The organism is Ensifer sp. Root954 (assembly GCF_001429005.1).
Taxonomy (GTDB): domain Bacteria; phylum Pseudomonadota; class Alphaproteobacteria; order Rhizobiales; family Rhizobiaceae; genus Ensifer; species Ensifer adhaerens.
This window is the reverse complement of the sequence record NZ_LMJM01000010.1, coordinates 311-16,033: the sequence shown is the minus strand read 5'-3', so window position 1 is coordinate 16,033 and position 15,723 is coordinate 311. Positions and strand designations below refer to the sequence as shown.

Annotated in this window: 14 protein-coding genes and 2 pseudogenes; 3 read left to right on the top strand and 13 right to left on the bottom strand. The window is 58.9% G+C overall.

Translation table 11 applies throughout. The features are described 5' to 3' along the window. Positions 1–103: 103 nt before the first annotated feature. Positions 104–1,045: an AraC family transcriptional regulator gene (locus tag ASE71_RS05925; RefSeq protein ID WP_029742814.1), complete on the bottom strand. Its 942-nt coding sequence runs from the start codon at positions 1,043–1,045 to the stop codon at positions 104–106. Positions 1,046–1,136: 91 nt separating this feature from the next. On the opposite strand from ASE71_RS05925, the gene ASE71_RS05920 reads away from it, so the two are divergent. Next, complete coding sequence (locus ASE71_RS05920; protein WP_029742813.1) at positions 1,137–2,114, top strand: oxidoreductase; 978 nt, start codon at positions 1,137–1,139, stop codon at positions 2,112–2,114. A 267-nt stretch (positions 2,115–2,381) separates the two neighbouring features. Here ASE71_RS05920 and ASE71_RS05915 read toward each other — a convergent pair whose 3' ends face one another. From ASE71_RS05915 to ASE71_RS34680, 5 genes are all read right to left on the bottom strand, one after another. After that, on the bottom strand, positions 2,382–2,828 hold the full coding sequence (locus ASE71_RS05915) for a carboxymuconolactone decarboxylase family protein (protein ID WP_029742812.1): 447 nt from the start codon (positions 2,826–2,828) through the stop codon (positions 2,382–2,384). Positions 2,829–2,922: 94 nt separating this feature from the next. Continuing rightward, positions 2,923–3,363 carry a cupin domain-containing protein gene (locus ASE71_RS05910; protein ID WP_371814290.1) on the bottom strand — a complete coding sequence of 147 codons (441 nt, stop codon included), beginning with the start codon at positions 3,361–3,363 and terminating at the stop codon, positions 2,923–2,925. A 10-nt stretch (positions 3,364–3,373) separates the two neighbouring features. After that, complete coding sequence (locus ASE71_RS05905; RefSeq protein WP_029742810.1) at positions 3,374–4,126, bottom strand: SDR family oxidoreductase; 753 nt, start codon at positions 4,124–4,126, stop codon at positions 3,374–3,376. An 11-nt stretch (positions 4,127–4,137) separates the two neighbouring features. Beyond that, entirely contained in the window at positions 4,138–4,650 is a 513-nt protein-coding gene (locus tag ASE71_RS05900) for an RrF2 family transcriptional regulator (RefSeq protein WP_029742809.1), read from the bottom strand. Between the two features lie 122 nt (positions 4,651–4,772). After that, on the bottom strand, positions 4,773–5,657 hold the full coding sequence (locus tag ASE71_RS34680; protein ID WP_244496893.1) for a zinc-binding dehydrogenase: 885 nt from the start codon (positions 5,655–5,657) through the stop codon (positions 4,773–4,775). Between the two features lie 275 nt (positions 5,658–5,932). Between ASE71_RS34680 and ASE71_RS05890 the strand changes: the two genes are divergently transcribed. Then, complete coding sequence (locus ASE71_RS05890; RefSeq protein ID WP_089046219.1) at positions 5,933–7,558, top strand: ISL3 family transposase; 1,626 nt, start codon at positions 5,933–5,935, stop codon at positions 7,556–7,558. Here the strand turns inward: ASE71_RS05890 and ASE71_RS05885 are convergent. The 5 genes and pseudogenes from ASE71_RS05885 to ASE71_RS34885 form a co-directional block, all read right to left on the bottom strand. Next, positions 7,546–8,037, bottom strand: coding sequence for a hypothetical protein (locus ASE71_RS05885; RefSeq protein WP_146243049.1), 492 nt, complete (start codon positions 8,035–8,037; stop codon positions 7,546–7,548). The genes ASE71_RS05890 and ASE71_RS05885 overlap by 13 nt on opposite strands. Before the next feature lie 485 nt (positions 8,038–8,522). Next, entirely contained in the window at positions 8,523–9,314 is a 792-nt protein-coding gene (locus ASE71_RS05880; RefSeq protein WP_060520151.1) for a hypothetical protein, read from the bottom strand. A 112-nt stretch (positions 9,315–9,426) separates the two neighbouring features. Next, the gene (locus tag ASE71_RS05875; protein ID WP_371814291.1) at positions 9,427–10,743 is read right to left on the bottom strand and encodes an alpha/beta hydrolase; all 1,317 of its coding nucleotides are present in this window, start codon (positions 10,741–10,743) and stop codon (positions 9,427–9,429) included. A gap of 99 nt (positions 10,744–10,842) precedes the next feature. After that, a pseudogene (locus ASE71_RS05870) lies at positions 10,843–11,208 on the bottom strand (arylsulfatase); the annotation flags it as partial. Continuing rightward, positions 11,209–11,659: pseudogene (locus tag ASE71_RS34885) on the bottom strand (SUMF1/EgtB/PvdO family nonheme iron enzyme); the annotation flags it as partial. It lies immediately after the preceding pseudogene. A 690-nt stretch (positions 11,660–12,349) separates the two neighbouring features. On the opposite strand from ASE71_RS34885, the gene ASE71_RS05865 reads away from it, so the two are divergent. Beyond that, positions 12,350–13,327 carry an AraC family transcriptional regulator gene (locus ASE71_RS05865; RefSeq protein WP_244496894.1) on the top strand — a complete coding sequence of 326 codons (978 nt, stop codon included), beginning with the start codon at positions 12,350–12,352 and terminating at the stop codon, positions 13,325–13,327. A gap of 63 nt (positions 13,328–13,390) precedes the next feature. Here ASE71_RS05865 and ASE71_RS05860 read toward each other — a convergent pair whose 3' ends face one another. Together ASE71_RS05860 and ASE71_RS36760 are read right to left on the bottom strand one after the other, a co-directional pair. After that, entirely contained in the window at positions 13,391–15,376 is a 1,986-nt protein-coding gene (locus ASE71_RS05860; protein ID WP_060520153.1) for a mechanosensitive ion channel family protein, read from the bottom strand. A gap of 202 nt (positions 15,377–15,578) precedes the next feature. Next, positions 15,579–15,723 (bottom strand): DUF1214 domain-containing protein (locus ASE71_RS36760; RefSeq protein ID WP_244497356.1); only part of this gene is annotated, 145 nt, incomplete at its 5' end.

The following is a 15,723-nucleotide window of genomic DNA, read 5'->3' as shown; positions in this document are numbered from 1 at the left end:
GCAGCTCGCCTCAGTCCTGGACTGGAAGCGCTGACAGATAATGGCGACTTGTTTGCCGTTGTATCTCCCGACGTACGTGACGGGCCCGTCGGGAGGACAGCAGTCACGACTTGACAGCCTCACTCTGCTTTTTTTCGCGATACAGGGCACGGTAACGTGCGGGCGATTGGCCAAGGACGCGGCGGAAGCTGGCGGCAAACGCGCTATCAGACGCATAGCCGAGCGACTGAGCAATCCGTGGCAGTGGCTCGTTGCCACGCCGTAGGCGAGCGGCGGCAAGCCGCATCCGCCAGCCCACGAGATAGTCTATCGGGGATGCTCCGACGGTGGCGCGAAATTTTTCGGCGAATCCGGAGCGGGATTGGCCCGCGAGAGATGCCAGTGCCTCCACCGTCCAGCGGTGCGACGGATCGGCGTGGATTGCCCGCAGTGCCGGAGCCAGGCGGGCATCCGCAAGGCCGGCGAGCCAGCCGGGATGCTGCGCTGTCTGGCGCGCCATATAGGCACGCAGGACGTGGATAAATACCAGCCGCAGGAGGTCGTTGCAGGCAATGCGAGCTCCCGGCGCGGTGCTGTTCCACTCCAGGTCCAACTGTTCAAGTAGCCAGCCAATCGGTCCTGCCTCCTCGCGATCGACGACTACGATCGGCGGCAAGGCGTCAGTCAGGAGTGACCCGTCGACGGTGTCGAGGTTGACGCTGCCTCCGAGGAGCACGAAATCCCGGCCATTGCCCACCGAGACATCGAGATTGCCGCCTGCGAACACCTCTGCCGCCGCCATCGGTTTCACGTTGGGAGCGCTGCAAAGCGTAAACGCCTTGCCGCTGACCACAAGACAATCCCCGGCTTCAATGCGCAACGGCGCCTCTCCCTTCGAAATCAGCCAGGCACCGCCTTCGCGGACCGCATTGAATTTCAGATAGCCCGGTGGTGGAAAAGCGACAGACCATGCGCCTCCGGCGGCAAATCGCACGGAGAACAGCGCCCGCGCATCTATGGCGCTGAGCACGTCGGACAGGGGATCATGAATGTTTTGGACGATCACGACAAAAATCCGGATTCTGCAGGCTGGGGGCTCCGAGAACCTACTTGATATAGGGGCGGGACACCAGAGCCACAAATGAAGGAGTAACAACATGTCCGAACAGAAACCTATTGGATCTCGTTTCAGCGCATTCAGCACGGCGCGCGGGGTTACCGAGGGCATCGATCTTTCCGGCAAGATGGCAATTGTCACCGGGGGCTATTCCGGTCTCGGCATCGAGACGACGCGGGCGCTGGCAGGTGCCGGTGCTCATGTCATCGTACCGGCCCGCAATCGCGAAAAGGCCGGACGCACACTCGCCGGTATCGACAATGTTGTTATCGAAGCGATGGATCTTGCGGATCCCGCATCGGTTGCCGCCTTTGCTGGCAAGATCGTTGCGACGGGCATGCCGATCTCAATCCTAGTAAACAGCGCTGGCATCATGGCAACGCCGCTTGCCCGTGATGAGGCTGGGCACGAGAGCCAGTTTGCCACCAACCATCTCGGCCATTTCCGATTGGTTGCAGGCCTGTGGTCAGCCCTTGTCAAGGCAAACGGCGCGCGGGTGGTCTCGGTATCTTCGCGTGGCCATCAAATCGGACCGGTTGATTTCGACGACATTGATTTCAAGACGCGCCCCTATGACAAGTGGCAGGCCTATGGCCAGGCGAAGACGGCAAATGCTTTGTTCGCGCTGGAACTTGATCGCCGCGGAGCCGCGCTTGGCGTGCGAGCATTTTCATTGCATCCGGGCGTTATCCTGACCGATCTCGCCCGCCATCTTACCGAAGACGAGATCAACTCTTTTGATGTCTACGACGAGAATGGCAATCGTCGGGTCGACCCCGCGCGCGACCTCAAGACGCCGGAACAGGGAGCAGCAACAAGCGTCTGGGCAGCAACGCGACCCGAACTCGACGGCATTGGCGGCGTCTACTGCGAAGATTGCGAAGTCGCCCTGCCGCAGACAGAGACGGATGGGACCAGAGGTGTGGCCCCGTGGGCCATGGATCCACAGGCTGCTGAACGGCTCTGGCTGCTTTCTGAGCATTTAACCGGCTTGCCAGTAGGTGATCGTCGAGGCTGAGGCATATCGGCAGACTAGCGCTTTGCGATGTCGCCAGGCGAGGCCTTTGGGCGGTCGACGACCGGCTACATTATGGTCAGTCGGTATCACGCAGTGGTAAAACAGCGGCTCACCTTCAGAAACACACTGAAGTGGTCGATCCGGATAATACCTTCTGTCTCTGGGAGAGGGCGACGCGGATGGTCGCACCGCCACTGCAGGCCGGAACACCCTGTCGGGCCTCGACGGCCCGGCAGGGGGTGCCTATGCGTTGCGCTACTGGCGCGATCAGGCCTTGGCTGCGACCGGAAGCCTGAATGGCGCCCCAAGGCGATTGAACGCGTTCATCGCGGCGATCGTAATCGTCAGATCGACAAGTTCCTTCGGTTCGAAAGCGGCGGCGGCGGCGGCATAGGCCTCGTCGGAGGCATGGGTCTGGCTGACATTCGTGACTTCTTCAGCCCAGGCCAGTGCTGCTCGTTCCTGCTCGCTGAACAGGTGAGGCACCTCGTCCCACACCGGCACAAGCGTGATCTTATCGACCGACATTGTCTTGCGCAGATCGCGACTATGCATGTCGATGCAATGGGCGCAGCCGTTGATCTGCGACACGCGCAGGAAGACGAGATGAACCAGCTCTTCAGGCAGGTTCGTTTTCTTGGTGACGTAGTGATGGACGCCGAAGAGCGCTTTCGCACCCTCGGGGGCGACTTCGGACCAGTTCATGCGGGACATATTGTTTTCCTTTCTCGTGGACACGGTTCTCCGTTCGCCGGAGAAATCGTCGTTGCTTGTGCAGTAGGGGATGGTGTAGGTCGGGTAGGTAGCGCTACGGCTTGCGCGGCGTCGTCAGGGCGGTGTCATCGGTATCGACGACGAAGACGGCGAGCAGCTTCGCCGGCTCGGTCTTGCTGGCGTTGGCGCTGACGTCGTGGCGGTCTCCCGGCAGTTCGGTGAAGTTCTGACCGGCGGTAAAGATCTTCGTCTCGCCGCCGTTTACGGCGCTTAGGATCGCGCCTTCGAGAACCGTGGCGTAGATAAGTGCGGACTTTGCATGCGTATGGGCAGAGCTGTAGCCGCCGGGGCCGTACTCGACGAGAACGCCCTTCACGCTCTTGCCGGGAACGTCCGGGAGGGGATGCTTGTAAACCAGCCTCACCTTCGCGTCCTTCGTGTCATATGCAAGTCCAGGATTGGCGACGTCATGAGCGGACGCTGTGGTCAGAGAGACCGCAAGTGCAGTAGCGGCATAGAATATGGCTTTCATCATTCTTTCCTGCCTATGCTCTGAGCCACTCGGCGATCGTGATCGCGCCCTTGATGGAGTCTCCGCCGGGAACCAGTGAGCCGGTGACAACGGGAGCGCCGAAGTAGTCTACGGCCGCGTCGGCCTCGACCGGACGAGTGTCGCCCTTGGCATTGAGATAGGTCCGGATGAAGGATCCGAACGGTCCCCGTTCGGGCCCGGCAAGATCGACGGGTCCATTCTTCGGCTCGCCGAGCGCGGCTTCCACCAAAGCAGCGGCGACGTCGCCGGCCGCGATCGGTTGGAAGTCGATATCCGGCACTGTCACCGCGCCGTCGGCCGAGTACGCGTCCACCAGCGTCTCCGTGAATTCATGGAATTGTGTCGCACGCACGATGGTGTAGGCCTGGCCCGATGCTGCGACGGCCTCTTCCTGGGCGAGTTTGCCGGCCATGTATGGGTTAGCGGCCAGGCGGTCCGCGTTGACGATCGAGAGGACGACGTGATGACGCACGCCCGCGGCCTGTTCGGCGCTCGTCAGATTGCGGCTCGACGTGTCGAAGAAGTCGGTGATGACGGCCTTGTCGAAGGACATCATGTTCGACACGTCGATGACGGCGTCAGCGCCCGCGAGGGCTTCGGCCAGTCCTTCGCCCGTGTAGGCGTTGATGCCGTTGTGGGAGCTTGCGACGACGGCCTCGTGGCCGGCGTCCTGCAGCAGTTTCACTGCCTTCGAGCCGATCAGGCCCGTGCCGCCGATGACGACGACTTTCTTCATCTTGGTCATGGTGCTTTCTCCTATGACGAGGCGCGATTGCCCGTCTTGCGTTCGTGGAGTTCGAGGAAGGCGCATCCTCGTGCGGCGATTCCGCCGTCGTCGTCTGCATCCAGATCCGCCAGAAGGTCCGCAACGGACACCTTGGCGAGTTCTGCGCGATAGGCCTTCTCAGCCTTCAGCATCGCGGCGTTGATCTGGCAGGGCTTGGTAAAGTAGCGCTGCGGCAGCGGGTTCGGCCCCCGCTGGCGGATTTCCGCGCAGCGGAAAGCTGGCGCCGGTCCTTCGACCGCAAGGACGATGTCGAGAAAGCTAATGTCCTTAGGCGCCTTGGCCAGCCGATAGCCACCCTTCGGCCCCGGCGTCGTCGCAACAATGCCCGCGCCGGACAGCGCCTGCAGGTGCTTCAGCAGATAGCTCGTCGATACGCCGTGGAGTTCGGCCAGGGCTGCCGCCGAAAGGACGCCGTCTTCAGACAATCCCGCAAGAAACGCCGTGCAGTGGATAGCCTGCTCTACGCCTTCGCTCAGTTTCATGTTGCATCTCCTAATCATGGATATAAAATATCTACGATTTGGGTCGAAGTCAATCCCCGATCGTGGGGTCGGTTCGAAATTCGGAATCTCACTCAGCCCAAGAGCTCACCGCGTATCCGGCATCACCGATAAAAATCTGTCAGAACGATCTTCCCAAACAACCCGCCAGCCTCCATTCGGCGATGGGCCTCCGATGTAGCCGCGAGCGGATATACCGCTCCGATGACCGGCTTAAGCACTTGTCCCATCATCGGCAGAACCTGTTCGGTGAAGCGCTGGACCATTGCTCTCTTTTCCGCCCTCGACCGTGACTTCATGACCGTTCCGATCAGCCGCAGGTGGTTGTGAAGCACGACGCCGAGTGGAATGATGGCGTTGTCATCGCGCCCCAACAGGCCCACTTGGACAAGCCGACCACCGGGAGCAAGACTACGAATGTTGCGGGCGAGGTAGGACCCGCCGACAAAGTCGATGATCAGATCGACCCCGCGAGATGCTGTCGCATCGACGACCTCCGCCTCGAAGTCCGACCGCTGATAATCGAACACGGCTTCGGCGCCCAGCGAAAGCACGTTCCCGATGTTGCCCGCCGAAGCGGTGGCCAGCGCGGTTGCTCCTGCCGCTATCGCAAGCTGGGCGGCCGCAGATCCGATGCCGCCTGCAGCAGCATGAATGAGAACGATCTCGCTTTTTGCGATTTGTCCGAGGTGGGCAAGAGCCTCCCAGCCCGTGACGAAGCTTTCCATGACTGCGGCCGCTTCGATGAAGGACATCCCGGTCGGAATGGCAGCCGCCATCCCGCTGTCGAGCCGCGCATACTGGGCATAGGCCCCGCCGCCGACAATCCCCATGACACGGTCGCCGACGGCAAAGCCGGTTACTTCGTTTCCGACGGCGGTCACTTCACCAGCGACCTCGAGGCCGAGTATGTCACTGTCCCCGTAAGTCTGAGCACCATAGACGCCTTCGCGTTGAAGAAGATCAGCGCGGTTGACACCAGCCGCCATGACCTTGATCAGAAGATCGTCTGAGGCATGGGTGCATCGGCGAGGCGCAGAACATCCGCGCCTCCGAAGTCATCGAAGATGATCGCCTTCATTTGGATATCTCCTTACTTGGAAAAGGCCCGGCGGGCGATGCTTGCAGCAAAGAGTGGTGTCTCACGACTATTGTGGTCGCCGCCTGCGGCCTGACGGGCTGCTTGTCGTTTGGCACTTGAAAGGGGTCTTCCTCAATTTCTGTGGTTAACAGAGTGTTAGCGCCGCAACCGCTATCTGCGGGGATGCGAGCGCAATTGAAATGGTCACCCGGCCCAGGGGTCAAAGTTCTGGGTATTACCCTTCAAGACGAAGAAAACTGGGTTGTTTCTGCCGCTGCGAAACCTGTCGGTATCTGCCCGGATTGTGGAACGCAAAGCCGGCATCGACACGGCTGGCATAACCGCCGCCTCCAGGACTTGCCTGTTCAAGGGCAAGTTGTGAAAATCGAGCTTGCACTGAACCGGTGGCAGTGTCGACACCGGAAATGCGGGCGACGAACCTTCACCGACAGGGTGCCTGAGATTGCTTCACCCTACATGCGACGCACTGAGCGGATGGCTGAAATTGTGGACTTGGTTGGCCACAGGATGGGCGGTCGTCCGGGAGAGCACTTGATGCATCGGCTCGGCATGCCGGTCAGCGACGACACGATCTTGCGGCAATTGAAGCGCGGTAATCCGGCGTCCACACGAAAAGATACTGTTCGGGTCGTGGGTATTGATGATTGGAGCTGGCGGCATTCCTCGCGGTACGGGACGATTATGGTCGATCTTGAGCGTCATTCGGTCGTCGATATCTTAGAGGACCGCAGCGTCGAGAGCGCAAAATCTTGGTTGCAAGAGCGTCCAACGATCGAGGTCGTGAGCCGAGATCGCTGCGGTTTGTATGCTCAGGCAGCCCGAGAGGGCGCCCCGCAAGCCCTCCAGGTGGCTGACCGTTTTCATCTGGTCCAAAATCTCAGGGAGGCGATCAAGGAACAGATGAGCGTCTACGGTCACGCCAATGTTAGACCCATTCTCTCTGAAGATGCTATCGCCAGCGCCAGGTCACAACAGCGCCGTGCCCGCTTGGCGCACAGGCAATCTCGTCAGGAAATATTCGACACGTTTCAAGCTTTGCGGCAGCAGGGCCTCACCTACAGCGAGATTGCAAGGCGGACCGGAAACGAGCGCCGCAGCATCGCGAATTGGCTTACTTCCAATGCACCTCGAGACAGGAATCGGGCGGCATTGAATCCGACATCGCCACTGTATTTCGAAGCTTTTCTGGCTGAATGCTGGAAAGATGGAAACCGGGTAGGGCGCCATCTGTTTTACGATATCAAGAACCGCGGTTACACGGGCAGCCGCTCCAATCTGGAGCGCCTGTTGAAAGTGTGGCGTGAGGTCGAAAACATTCAACCCGACGGGCCGCCTCCGGAGATGGATGTTTCAGAACCCGTTCGCGATCCTGACACGGGCCATATGATCTCGTCTGTGGTGGCCGCAGCTTTGTGCATAAAGCCGCGCCGCTTGCTGACAGATCGCCAGGCCAGAAAGGTCAATGCATTGAAGCAGGGCTCTCGAGCGTTCGCCATAATGCGTGGCTTGGCCATGCGCTTCAACGGTATCTTGCGCAGCAGGAGCCCGGACGCACTGGATGAATGGATCGACGATGCCATCGACACCGAGCTCACGGCAATCATGCGTTTCGCCAGCGTTTTGCGCCGGGATATTGATGCCGTCAAAAATGCAATCGAACTCCCGTGGAGCAACGGTCAAGCCGAAGGGCAGATCAACCGCCTCAAGATGCTGAAGCGAGCAATGTACGGTCGCGCCGGTCCAGAACTGATGAGGGCGAGAATGCTGCCGCTGAATCACAGAAATTGAGGATGAACCCCCTCTCCGGCATTTCCGGCCGGAGAGCCCTTCGCCCGAATCTCCGTCGCGAGATGATCGAGGTATTCTAGCGCTTCGTGAGTGGCGATCAAAGACGTCATACTCTCGTCCGTGCCGGCTCGTATCAGATCGTTTCTAGCATTCTCCACGGCATCATGGATGAACCGGTTTGGATCATTGCATTGCTCGGCAGCCCACCGCAACAATTCACACAGCAATCTTTCGTTAACGCGCATCGCCGTAACGGCCTGGCTCAACATGAGGTTAATTTTCTGGACCTTCTCATCTTTGATCCTGCGGGCCATCGGAATTCTTCCTGATCTACTTCTACGCATGCCTGCGGCCGTTCCAAAGTCCAACGGCGAGGCGAATACATTTGTTCCGCGCCAGAACGCTGCTTGAGCGACGAAGCTGGCGCCCCCTTCTGCACGTTCATCCTGGCCACTCATGATTGAGGCGAGCTGCAACAATGAAACCGCCTTGTGGGACATGGCGCGAGGCGGAGCCTCGACCCGATGCTGACCGGGCCCAGATGGCCCCGTCCCACTTCCTTCTACCCGGGTCTAAACAAGAACTGCTCGAATTCGTGCGGTAATTCGAACAGAGTTTGATCATGGCAACGCGCCGAACGTCCAGCGGTGTTTGCCTCGCGGTCAATAGTGCCTGCGCTTCCGTTGGCGAAAGCGAGGCAGATCGTTTGTGACTCGAGCGGATGGCCACCCGTCCCCAACTGCTAGCCGCCGGGCATTAGTCGTCTCCCGGCCGGAACGCAAGGGATGTTTGAATGATGGAACCATGATGGCTAAAGTCTGATTTGAACTTCAGCATTTTGGCGCCTCCACAGTATCCGGTGTAAAGCATCGCGGCATCGACAGCGTACGGTTCGAGTTCGACATAGCGATCCGGCTACAGGTCGAGGTCGATCCGCTCCAAAGGCTAGAAAGTGCGTGCTTCCTTAGAACCGCACTGTGAGCCCCAGCATCGGACCCTGCTGAGTGACATCGAACACGAATCCGTCATTGCTGTAATCCACGCCCAATGCGCGGTAGCCGGCAATCGCCGAAATCGTATCGTTGAACCGGTAGCCAATTGCTGCCGCCACGTCCCAATCGAGATTAGCGCCACCAGCACCGACAAGGCCCCAGCCGATTAGGTAGATTTCGGATGTGAGCGAATAGGTGCCGCGGAAGCCGGCCAGACCGTCTATCCAGGTTGCCTGATCGATTCTGGTGCGCCCATCGAGAACGCCGCCGTGGAAGGAAAGCTCGCTTTCGACGGACCATACGCGCATGCCAGCAACCAGGTCTAACCGCGCTGCATCGCTATCGATAACGGAGTATCCCGCGCCGAGCAGCCCGGCGAAGGTTTCCGATGTGAGCTCGACGTCTGTCGCAAGCACACCTCTTGGCGTGCCCGACTGCCCCGAAATCTTCGTATACATGACATCGGCAAAGATGCTGTACGGACCGTTGCGGGCTTCGCCGATCGCCATCGCACCGAACTCAAGATGGTCGAAGATGTCGCTGAAACTGGCATCGACATCCACCGCCGGCAGCCCGAACTGAGCAACCTCCCCCGACAATCCGGCCGCCCAGAAATAGGGGGCAAAGGAAAAGGTCCATCCGCTTTCGGTGGTCGTCTGTTGAAGCTCGGGCGTCATTGGGGAATAGATGTCCGTGGCCTTTGCCGTCCCAGCGACGAGGCAAGTTCCGATTGCCGCTAGAGTACGAACGATGCAAATCCTCATGATATCTCCTGTTAGGGCCGCTCTTGCGAGCAACCTTGTTGTAGGTCTTCGTTCAACCCGGCGTGAGACCGCGGCCTGATCAAGTGTCTTTCGGGTGCCGTTTTCTATCGGGCTATGGGTTGCATTTTCCGGATCTCGTCTGATTTTCCTTCCCGCATGCGCTATCGGCCGTGTTCGATCTTGCTCTGCCGGAGGGTCCGACGAGTGTCTCCACATGATGGGCATAGTTTTGCCGGGTATTTTGATCCACGATCGCAGCTGGAGCAGCAACGACCAGGCCCGCAGCGGTACCAACCGTTTGTGCGGCCCCGGCAGTGGCCGCGACGATATGGTCGCCCAGCCCCAGTCTGCTGTCGGTTAAGGTTTGGCCGCCAGACAGACGGTTACCAATCAATTGTACGATTTCGGGCGACTCTGCGAACTTGGTATGGTGCAGATTGTCACCTGCCTTGACCTTGGTGAGATCCACGACGGTGATCCCATCGGCCGCCAGTTCCTCTTTGTAGGGCGACTGCTCCGGATCGATCGCTCCCAACCGGGAGACATTGCCCCAGACGCGCCGAGAAACGGCGAGCGCACGGTCATCGCGGGAAACGAAGAGTGTGAATCGCGGTCGCCGCTTGCCCATGTCGGCAATCTGCGAACCGAAGACGTCGACGTCGACGTCCGGCGCTGCCAACATGACGTTCTTGAACTTTGCCGGCAGCCCGTCGTTGCGGATGGCCATCTGGCGCAAGGATTCCAGCGCCAGCCAATTGCCCATCGAATGTGCCAGGATGGAGACTTCCTTGACCTCGGGATCACGCGCCAGATATTGAAACAAGCGTTCTACGGCGTTGCGCGTATAGTTGGTGCTTTCACGATCGTAACCATAGGCCAACAAACTCCCGCGCGACGGCCAGGTCGCGAGCACCGGCACACTGCGCGCGCCCGAGTCGTGGACGATTTGCGCGAAACGGAAAACTGCGTCCTCGAAATGGTTGTTGAACCCGTGGATGAAGACCAGGACACTGCCGTCCGGGCTCTTGCGCACATGGCTGTTCAACCATTTTTCGGCGACGACGCGGTCAATTTCCTCAGCCTTCAGCGCGGCGAAATCCGTCGCCGGATTCGGTGGAAGCTTGCGCGGCCAGGCGACTTCGCCCGCCTTGCGAACCGTGTCAGGCGGTATCGACACGGTAATGTCGGCGAATGTCGGGCTGAGCGCGCGCTCGCCGCTGAACATCTCGCCCGGTTTTTCCGCCCGGCCTCGGGTCGTCGTGACCAGCATTTCGACTTGAGCGGTCGAGGGATTGGCCGCTACCGGCGCGAGCACCCCTGTCGGACGGCCCGCACATGCAGAGAGCAGCGTCACGCATAAGGCGACTGACGGTAAAAACGGCCAGGATGGTACGCCGCCCTTGGCGTTCCGGAAGAGGCACAGCGTCAATTTAATCGCTCCCGTTAAGCACAGTATGCACGTCGGCAGAAAGAAGAGCGGCGATCGAAACGTCGCCGCGCCAAGGCTCCGAGCGTGCCATCGCTCACTTCAAATTCGATCTTCAAGCTTGCAGTCTAAGTATGCGAGGGAGACTGGAGTGTAGCTGTCTCTGCCCACATCGAAGGCGTCATTCGCCGAAAACGCGAGCGGAGCGGAGCGCGGCACGCGGCCCTTCGCTATCTCTTTGCCATCAACGCGGATAACGACGTCGAGCGGTGCGTCGTGATTGCGGCCGGCCTTGCGTGTTTCGAACTCGATGTTGATCTTTCCGTTCGGCAACGGATCTGACGATTCGAGGCGCGTCCGTTCGATCTCGATCAGATTGTACTCGCAGATGAGCTTGCCGTTCTCGACCCACAAAGCGACACCTCCCGAAAACGCACCCAGAGCGTAGAGCACGCCCTCGGAGTCCGGCCCGTCCGGCAGGGCTAAGCCCCACGCATATTCTGCGCCCTCGAGCCCACCCCTGGCAGCAAACTCCCATTCGGCCTATGTTGGAAGATCCGCTCCACCGCGCGTATGCGAGCGCATCCTGGTCGGAAACATGAACGACTGGATGGTCATCCAGTCCTTTGATGTTGCTTCCGGGGCCGTATGGATGACGCCAGCAGGCGCCATTCACAAAGGACCACCATCGAGTCCAGTCTTGGAGACCAACGGTTCCGTTCGGCTGTTGAAATACCAATGAACCGGCATACAGCATCTCCAGCAAAATACCGGGATAGTCCGCAGGGTCGGGAACGGCATCGGCGAACGTGCGATAATTAGTGGCCGAGACAAACTTGGAAAACTGGGCGTTGGTCACCGGCGTCTCGTCGATGAAGAACCCGTCGACCGTCACGCGATGGGCCGATCCCTCCATCATGCCATCGCGCGGAGAAGTTCCTGGCAATTCGACGTGAGCCGATTGAGAATGCACCGGCGAGTCCCTTCAGTGTGCGTACAAGGAGTTCACGGGCTGACCGCTGCTCCTGTTCATCTCAGTCGTACCTACAATGAAACCAGGCGACGAACTTATCATTTGACGCCACGTCCGGTCTCAGCAACCTTGTTTCACTAGTGATAAATACCACTTTTGATTGTTTTTCAAAGCGCGAATATTCGGAGCTTCGGCCGAGCTTGGCGTAAAAGGATAAGACGCGGCTTCGCTTCCGTTGCATCTTCAGAACTAGATGCCGTGATGATGAATGGGGCGCCCCACGGCTTTGGTGGCTTTTCTCGCAATAGCCCGTCGCAACCGCGAACGCTATTGGTTCAAAGGATTACTAACGGCATGCTGTGCCTTGAAAGCCTGCGGCAAAACTTCCGCCCCGATAAAGTGGGCGCCGTCATCTGCGTATCGAGGGAAACCGAATAATGCGTGGGCACCTTATATCTATACCGATCTGCGGATACCACTTGCCAAATATACCGGCGGTCGAATATGTGAGAACTATTCATTTTCCGCCAGTATCGTTTTCAGGAACCATTTCAGATCGCACCGATTCCCGTGATCTCGAGCCATGTCTTGCAAGGCTTGCCCGCGTTCGTTCGAAGCGAGCTCGGCGAGCGAGCGTTGCTGCGTGCCAACCGCGCCGCGGGCTTCGACGTAGAGCTGATCGAGGATCGCAATGTCTACATTCCTCAGCAGTCCGTGGTGGGCTTCGTCGAAGCCATGGCGAGAGCAGTGGGCGACGCGAATCTCGGTCTCCTGCTCGTGCCCAATATGGACGTTTCCGCGTATGGCAGCTTCGGGCGTTTTATCACTGAAGCGGACACGCTCGGCGAAGCGATCAAACGAAGTATCGTGGCACTGCAGTATCACAGTACTTTTGACAATTTGACGGTCACCACAACGAAGGAGGAACTACGCTTTGGTTACAAATTCGCTCTGGCCGGGTCTCGGGGTTATGAGTCGGTCGCATGTGCTGCTGCTGGCGAACTGCTGAGTCTCTTCAAGGCATATCTGCCTGACCATTGGCACCCCCTTCGCATCGAACTTGACATCCCGACCCCGAGCCATACCTCGCTTTTTGAGAACGTGTTTCAATGCCCGGTGATATTCAATGCGCCAGCAGTGGCGGTGGTCGTTGAGCGGCATCGGTTGATGGCTGCGTCGCGACGAACATCTCGGTCGATCTTGACTCTCGAGGACGTGGCTCGCGATCGTCCAGGGGGTGCACCTCGGAGTTTGTTGGAAATCGCCACTGCACAGATTCGGGCACAACTCCTCGCGGGCGATGTGTCGATCGAGGATGCTGCGCGGACAATGGACACGAGCGTTCGGACGCTGCAGCGTGAACTTCGACAGGCAGGCGCCGACTTTCGTAGCCTGACCAGTGCGGTGAGAATGCAACGTGCGACGGAAATGTTGCGTGATGGGAACGTCTCGATCACCAACATTTCGGAGGATCTGGGCTATTCTTCTCCCGCTGGTTTTTCCCGTGCTTTTCGAAAGGCTACCGGATTTGGACCTCGCGAGTTTCGCGTCAAAGAGAACCTGTCCACTGCTGATCCTGACAGCGAATCCGCAGCACGGAGTGGCGGCCTATAGTCGAACCGCGCTAAAGCCAGTTCCTCTTTCTTCTTCACGTGGCTTTTTACGGAATCGAGCCGGCTAGACGGTGTCCGGCGTAACAGTCTTACCTGGACGCTGCCGCACGGCCAGCGTCGCGGCGGCTGTTTCCTTTTCGTCACCGCTAACTTGAACCACCGGCTGTGCAAAGTCGATCCCATTGTCATGGAAAGCCTGCATCAGCATCGCGTAAGCCTTCCGACGGATCACAGTCTGTTCCCCCGGCTTGCAGGTGAAAGCGATACCAAGTTCGATTCCGTATTCACCGATCTGCTCGACGCCTTTGAGCTTGAGCGGCTCGATAAAGAGCGATCCGAGTTGCGGATCGGCCTGCAATTGGGCGCCGATTTCCTTAATCAGCTTGCGGACTTTATCAACATCAGTTTTGAAAGGGACACGGATGCGGAATTTGTCGACAGTCCAATCGCGGCTAGCATTCTTGATCGCGCCAAGCGAACCGAACGGTACGGTGAAGATTGGCCCACGGTGGTGCCGCAGTCGCACGGAACGAAGGCTGAAGGATTCCACGACGCCTGTATAGTTTCCGGCTTCGATGTATTCCCCAACCCGGAAGGCATCGTCCAATAGATAGAAGATACCGCTGACCACATCCTTGACCAAGGTCTGCGAGCCGAATCCAATTGCAACACCGACCACGCCCGCGCCTGCGACCAGCGGGCCGATTTTGACGCCCATCTCCGAAAGAACCGTGAGCCCCGCGACACACAGAAGTGCTGCTGCCAAGGCGTTGCGGAAAACAGGGAGCAAAGTGCGAAGCCGGCTTTCTCGCGCGAGCGCGTTCGACGTCCCTTCATCGCCAACGTCGCTCAGCTTGCTTGTAATGTAGGCTTTTGCCAATTGCCAGACGAGGTCGATAATGAGCAGAATCACGACGCTGTTGAATGCCCCGGCAATGATCGTCCGGATCAGTGTCACTTCACCGGAAACAAAAGGGAAATTGTGGCGCCAAACGAATGCGACCCAGTCGACCGCTGCAATAAGGATAATAGCCCGCGTTCCGCGGACGAGCAGCACCGACTTAGCGTCCGGTAGGCTTGAACGCGAGGGCGAGAATGAAAGGGTTAGACTGTCGGCAATCGACAATGCGCGGGGCACGAGGGCAAGCATCATGCCGAGCCAGAATAAAGCCAGGAAGTCGCCGCACCAAAGCAGCCACAGGACGACTGCACCCGAGATGCCCATGGCGCGAGAGACACGGCCTTGCAAAGATCCGACATTGCTGGAGCGCTCACGCCAGATCATCGCGACTGCTATAACGACAAGCGGAATGGACAATCCAATAGCAAGAGCCGATCGAACGTCAGCTGCAACTGCAAGCCGCTCGCATATGGCCGAGAATGCCATCGTTGCCGCCAGCAGTGCGACGAATATTTGGGTCCGCGAATAGGAGCGGGCCGACACTATGGACGCGGCCAGCGCGATGCGCAAGAGCGCGGTCGCGAGCCTCCAGGCGATCAATGCGACGAGCGAGTAGAGTAGGACCACACGCATGAGTGGCGGCCAAGTGAACAGAAAAAAGAAGATCGCAACGCTCGCCGTGAATATGGAGAGCGTCAGAATCTCCGTGTAGGCCTGCCCCCGGGGGAGGGCCTCTGGCAGTGAACGACGAAAGATCCATTCGGTGCTAACCGCAATCCCTGCGATGATAACGAACATCAGCGCCGCGGGCACCAAACCGCTGCTCCGTGCCTCTTGCCGAATCGCAGACACGACTCGGGAAAGTTCATCGCCGACCCGAGGCACTGCGGCAAGAAGTGCATTGAAACGGGCACGTGAGCGGGCCTCCCATTCCTCGATGAACCACACTGCCTCATTGTCGCGGGGCTCGGAAAGGGCGTCTTGCTTCCGCTCTAGCCAGACCCTTACGTCCTCATCCTCGAGAAGACGCAGCAGTTCGTCTATCTTGGACGGTTGCGCAATTCGGGCCGCAGGCGTTTGCGCCTGTAGGTTCGTAAGCCCACAAAGGCACAGAAACAAACTGAATAGCAAAGGCCGAAGAATGTACATAGAAGCTCGGTCCACTAGATCAGACCCCATTTGTCAAAAATTGGTCTCCAAAAACCAAAGACAGGGCCGAAACTAACGTGGTTTCATTCATCATGGCGCGGTGTATCTCCATCGCACCATGCTTGCACTGATGGACGTCGATAGTTCGTGTTTGCAGCCGCCAAGGACCGGAGCCGTGGCAGCTGCATGCACGCTGACAGAATCAGCTCACCTTCTTCACCGGCGGTATCGTCCAGGAACCATCAATGATGGAGGGATTGCTCTCGTTGGGCCAGTAGAGCCGCATCATGAGGATGAACTTTCCCTTGGGCGCCGGGAGCCAGTTCGATTCTTTGTCGGATCCGGGC

Bases quoted from the DNA above. Each gene is read 5' to 3' on its own strand.
- ASE71_RS05915 (WP_029742812.1), bottom strand. From the start codon at position 2,828: ATGTCCCGCATGAACTGGTCCGAAGTCGCCCCCGAGGGTGCGAAAGCG.
- ASE71_RS05920 (WP_029742813.1), top strand. From the start codon at position 1,137: ATGTCCGAACAGAAACCTATTGGATCTCGTTTCAGCGCATTCAGCACG.
- ASE71_RS34680 (WP_244496893.1), bottom strand. From the start codon at position 5,657: ATGGCGGCTGGTGTCAACCGCGCTGATCTTCTTCAACGCGAAGGCGTC.
- ASE71_RS05860 (WP_060520153.1), bottom strand. From the start codon at position 15,376: ATGTACATTCTTCGGCCTTTGCTATTCAGTTTGTTTCTGTGCCTTTGT.
- ASE71_RS05880 (WP_060520151.1), bottom strand. From the start codon at position 9,314: ATGAGGATTTGCATCGTTCGTACTCTAGCGGCAATCGGAACTTGCCTC.
- ASE71_RS05910 (WP_371814290.1), bottom strand. From the start codon at position 3,363: ATGATGAAAGCCATATTCTATGCCGCTACTGCACTTGCGGTCTCTCTG.
- ASE71_RS05900 (WP_029742809.1), bottom strand. From the start codon at position 4,650: ATGAAACTGAGCGAAGGCGTAGAGCAGGCTATCCACTGCACGGCGTTT.
- ASE71_RS05905 (WP_029742810.1), bottom strand. From the start codon at position 4,126: ATGACCAAGATGAAGAAAGTCGTCGTCATCGGCGGCACGGGCCTGATC.
- ASE71_RS05890 (WP_089046219.1), top strand. From the start codon at position 5,933: ATGCGAGCGCAATTGAAATGGTCACCCGGCCCAGGGGTCAAAGTTCTG.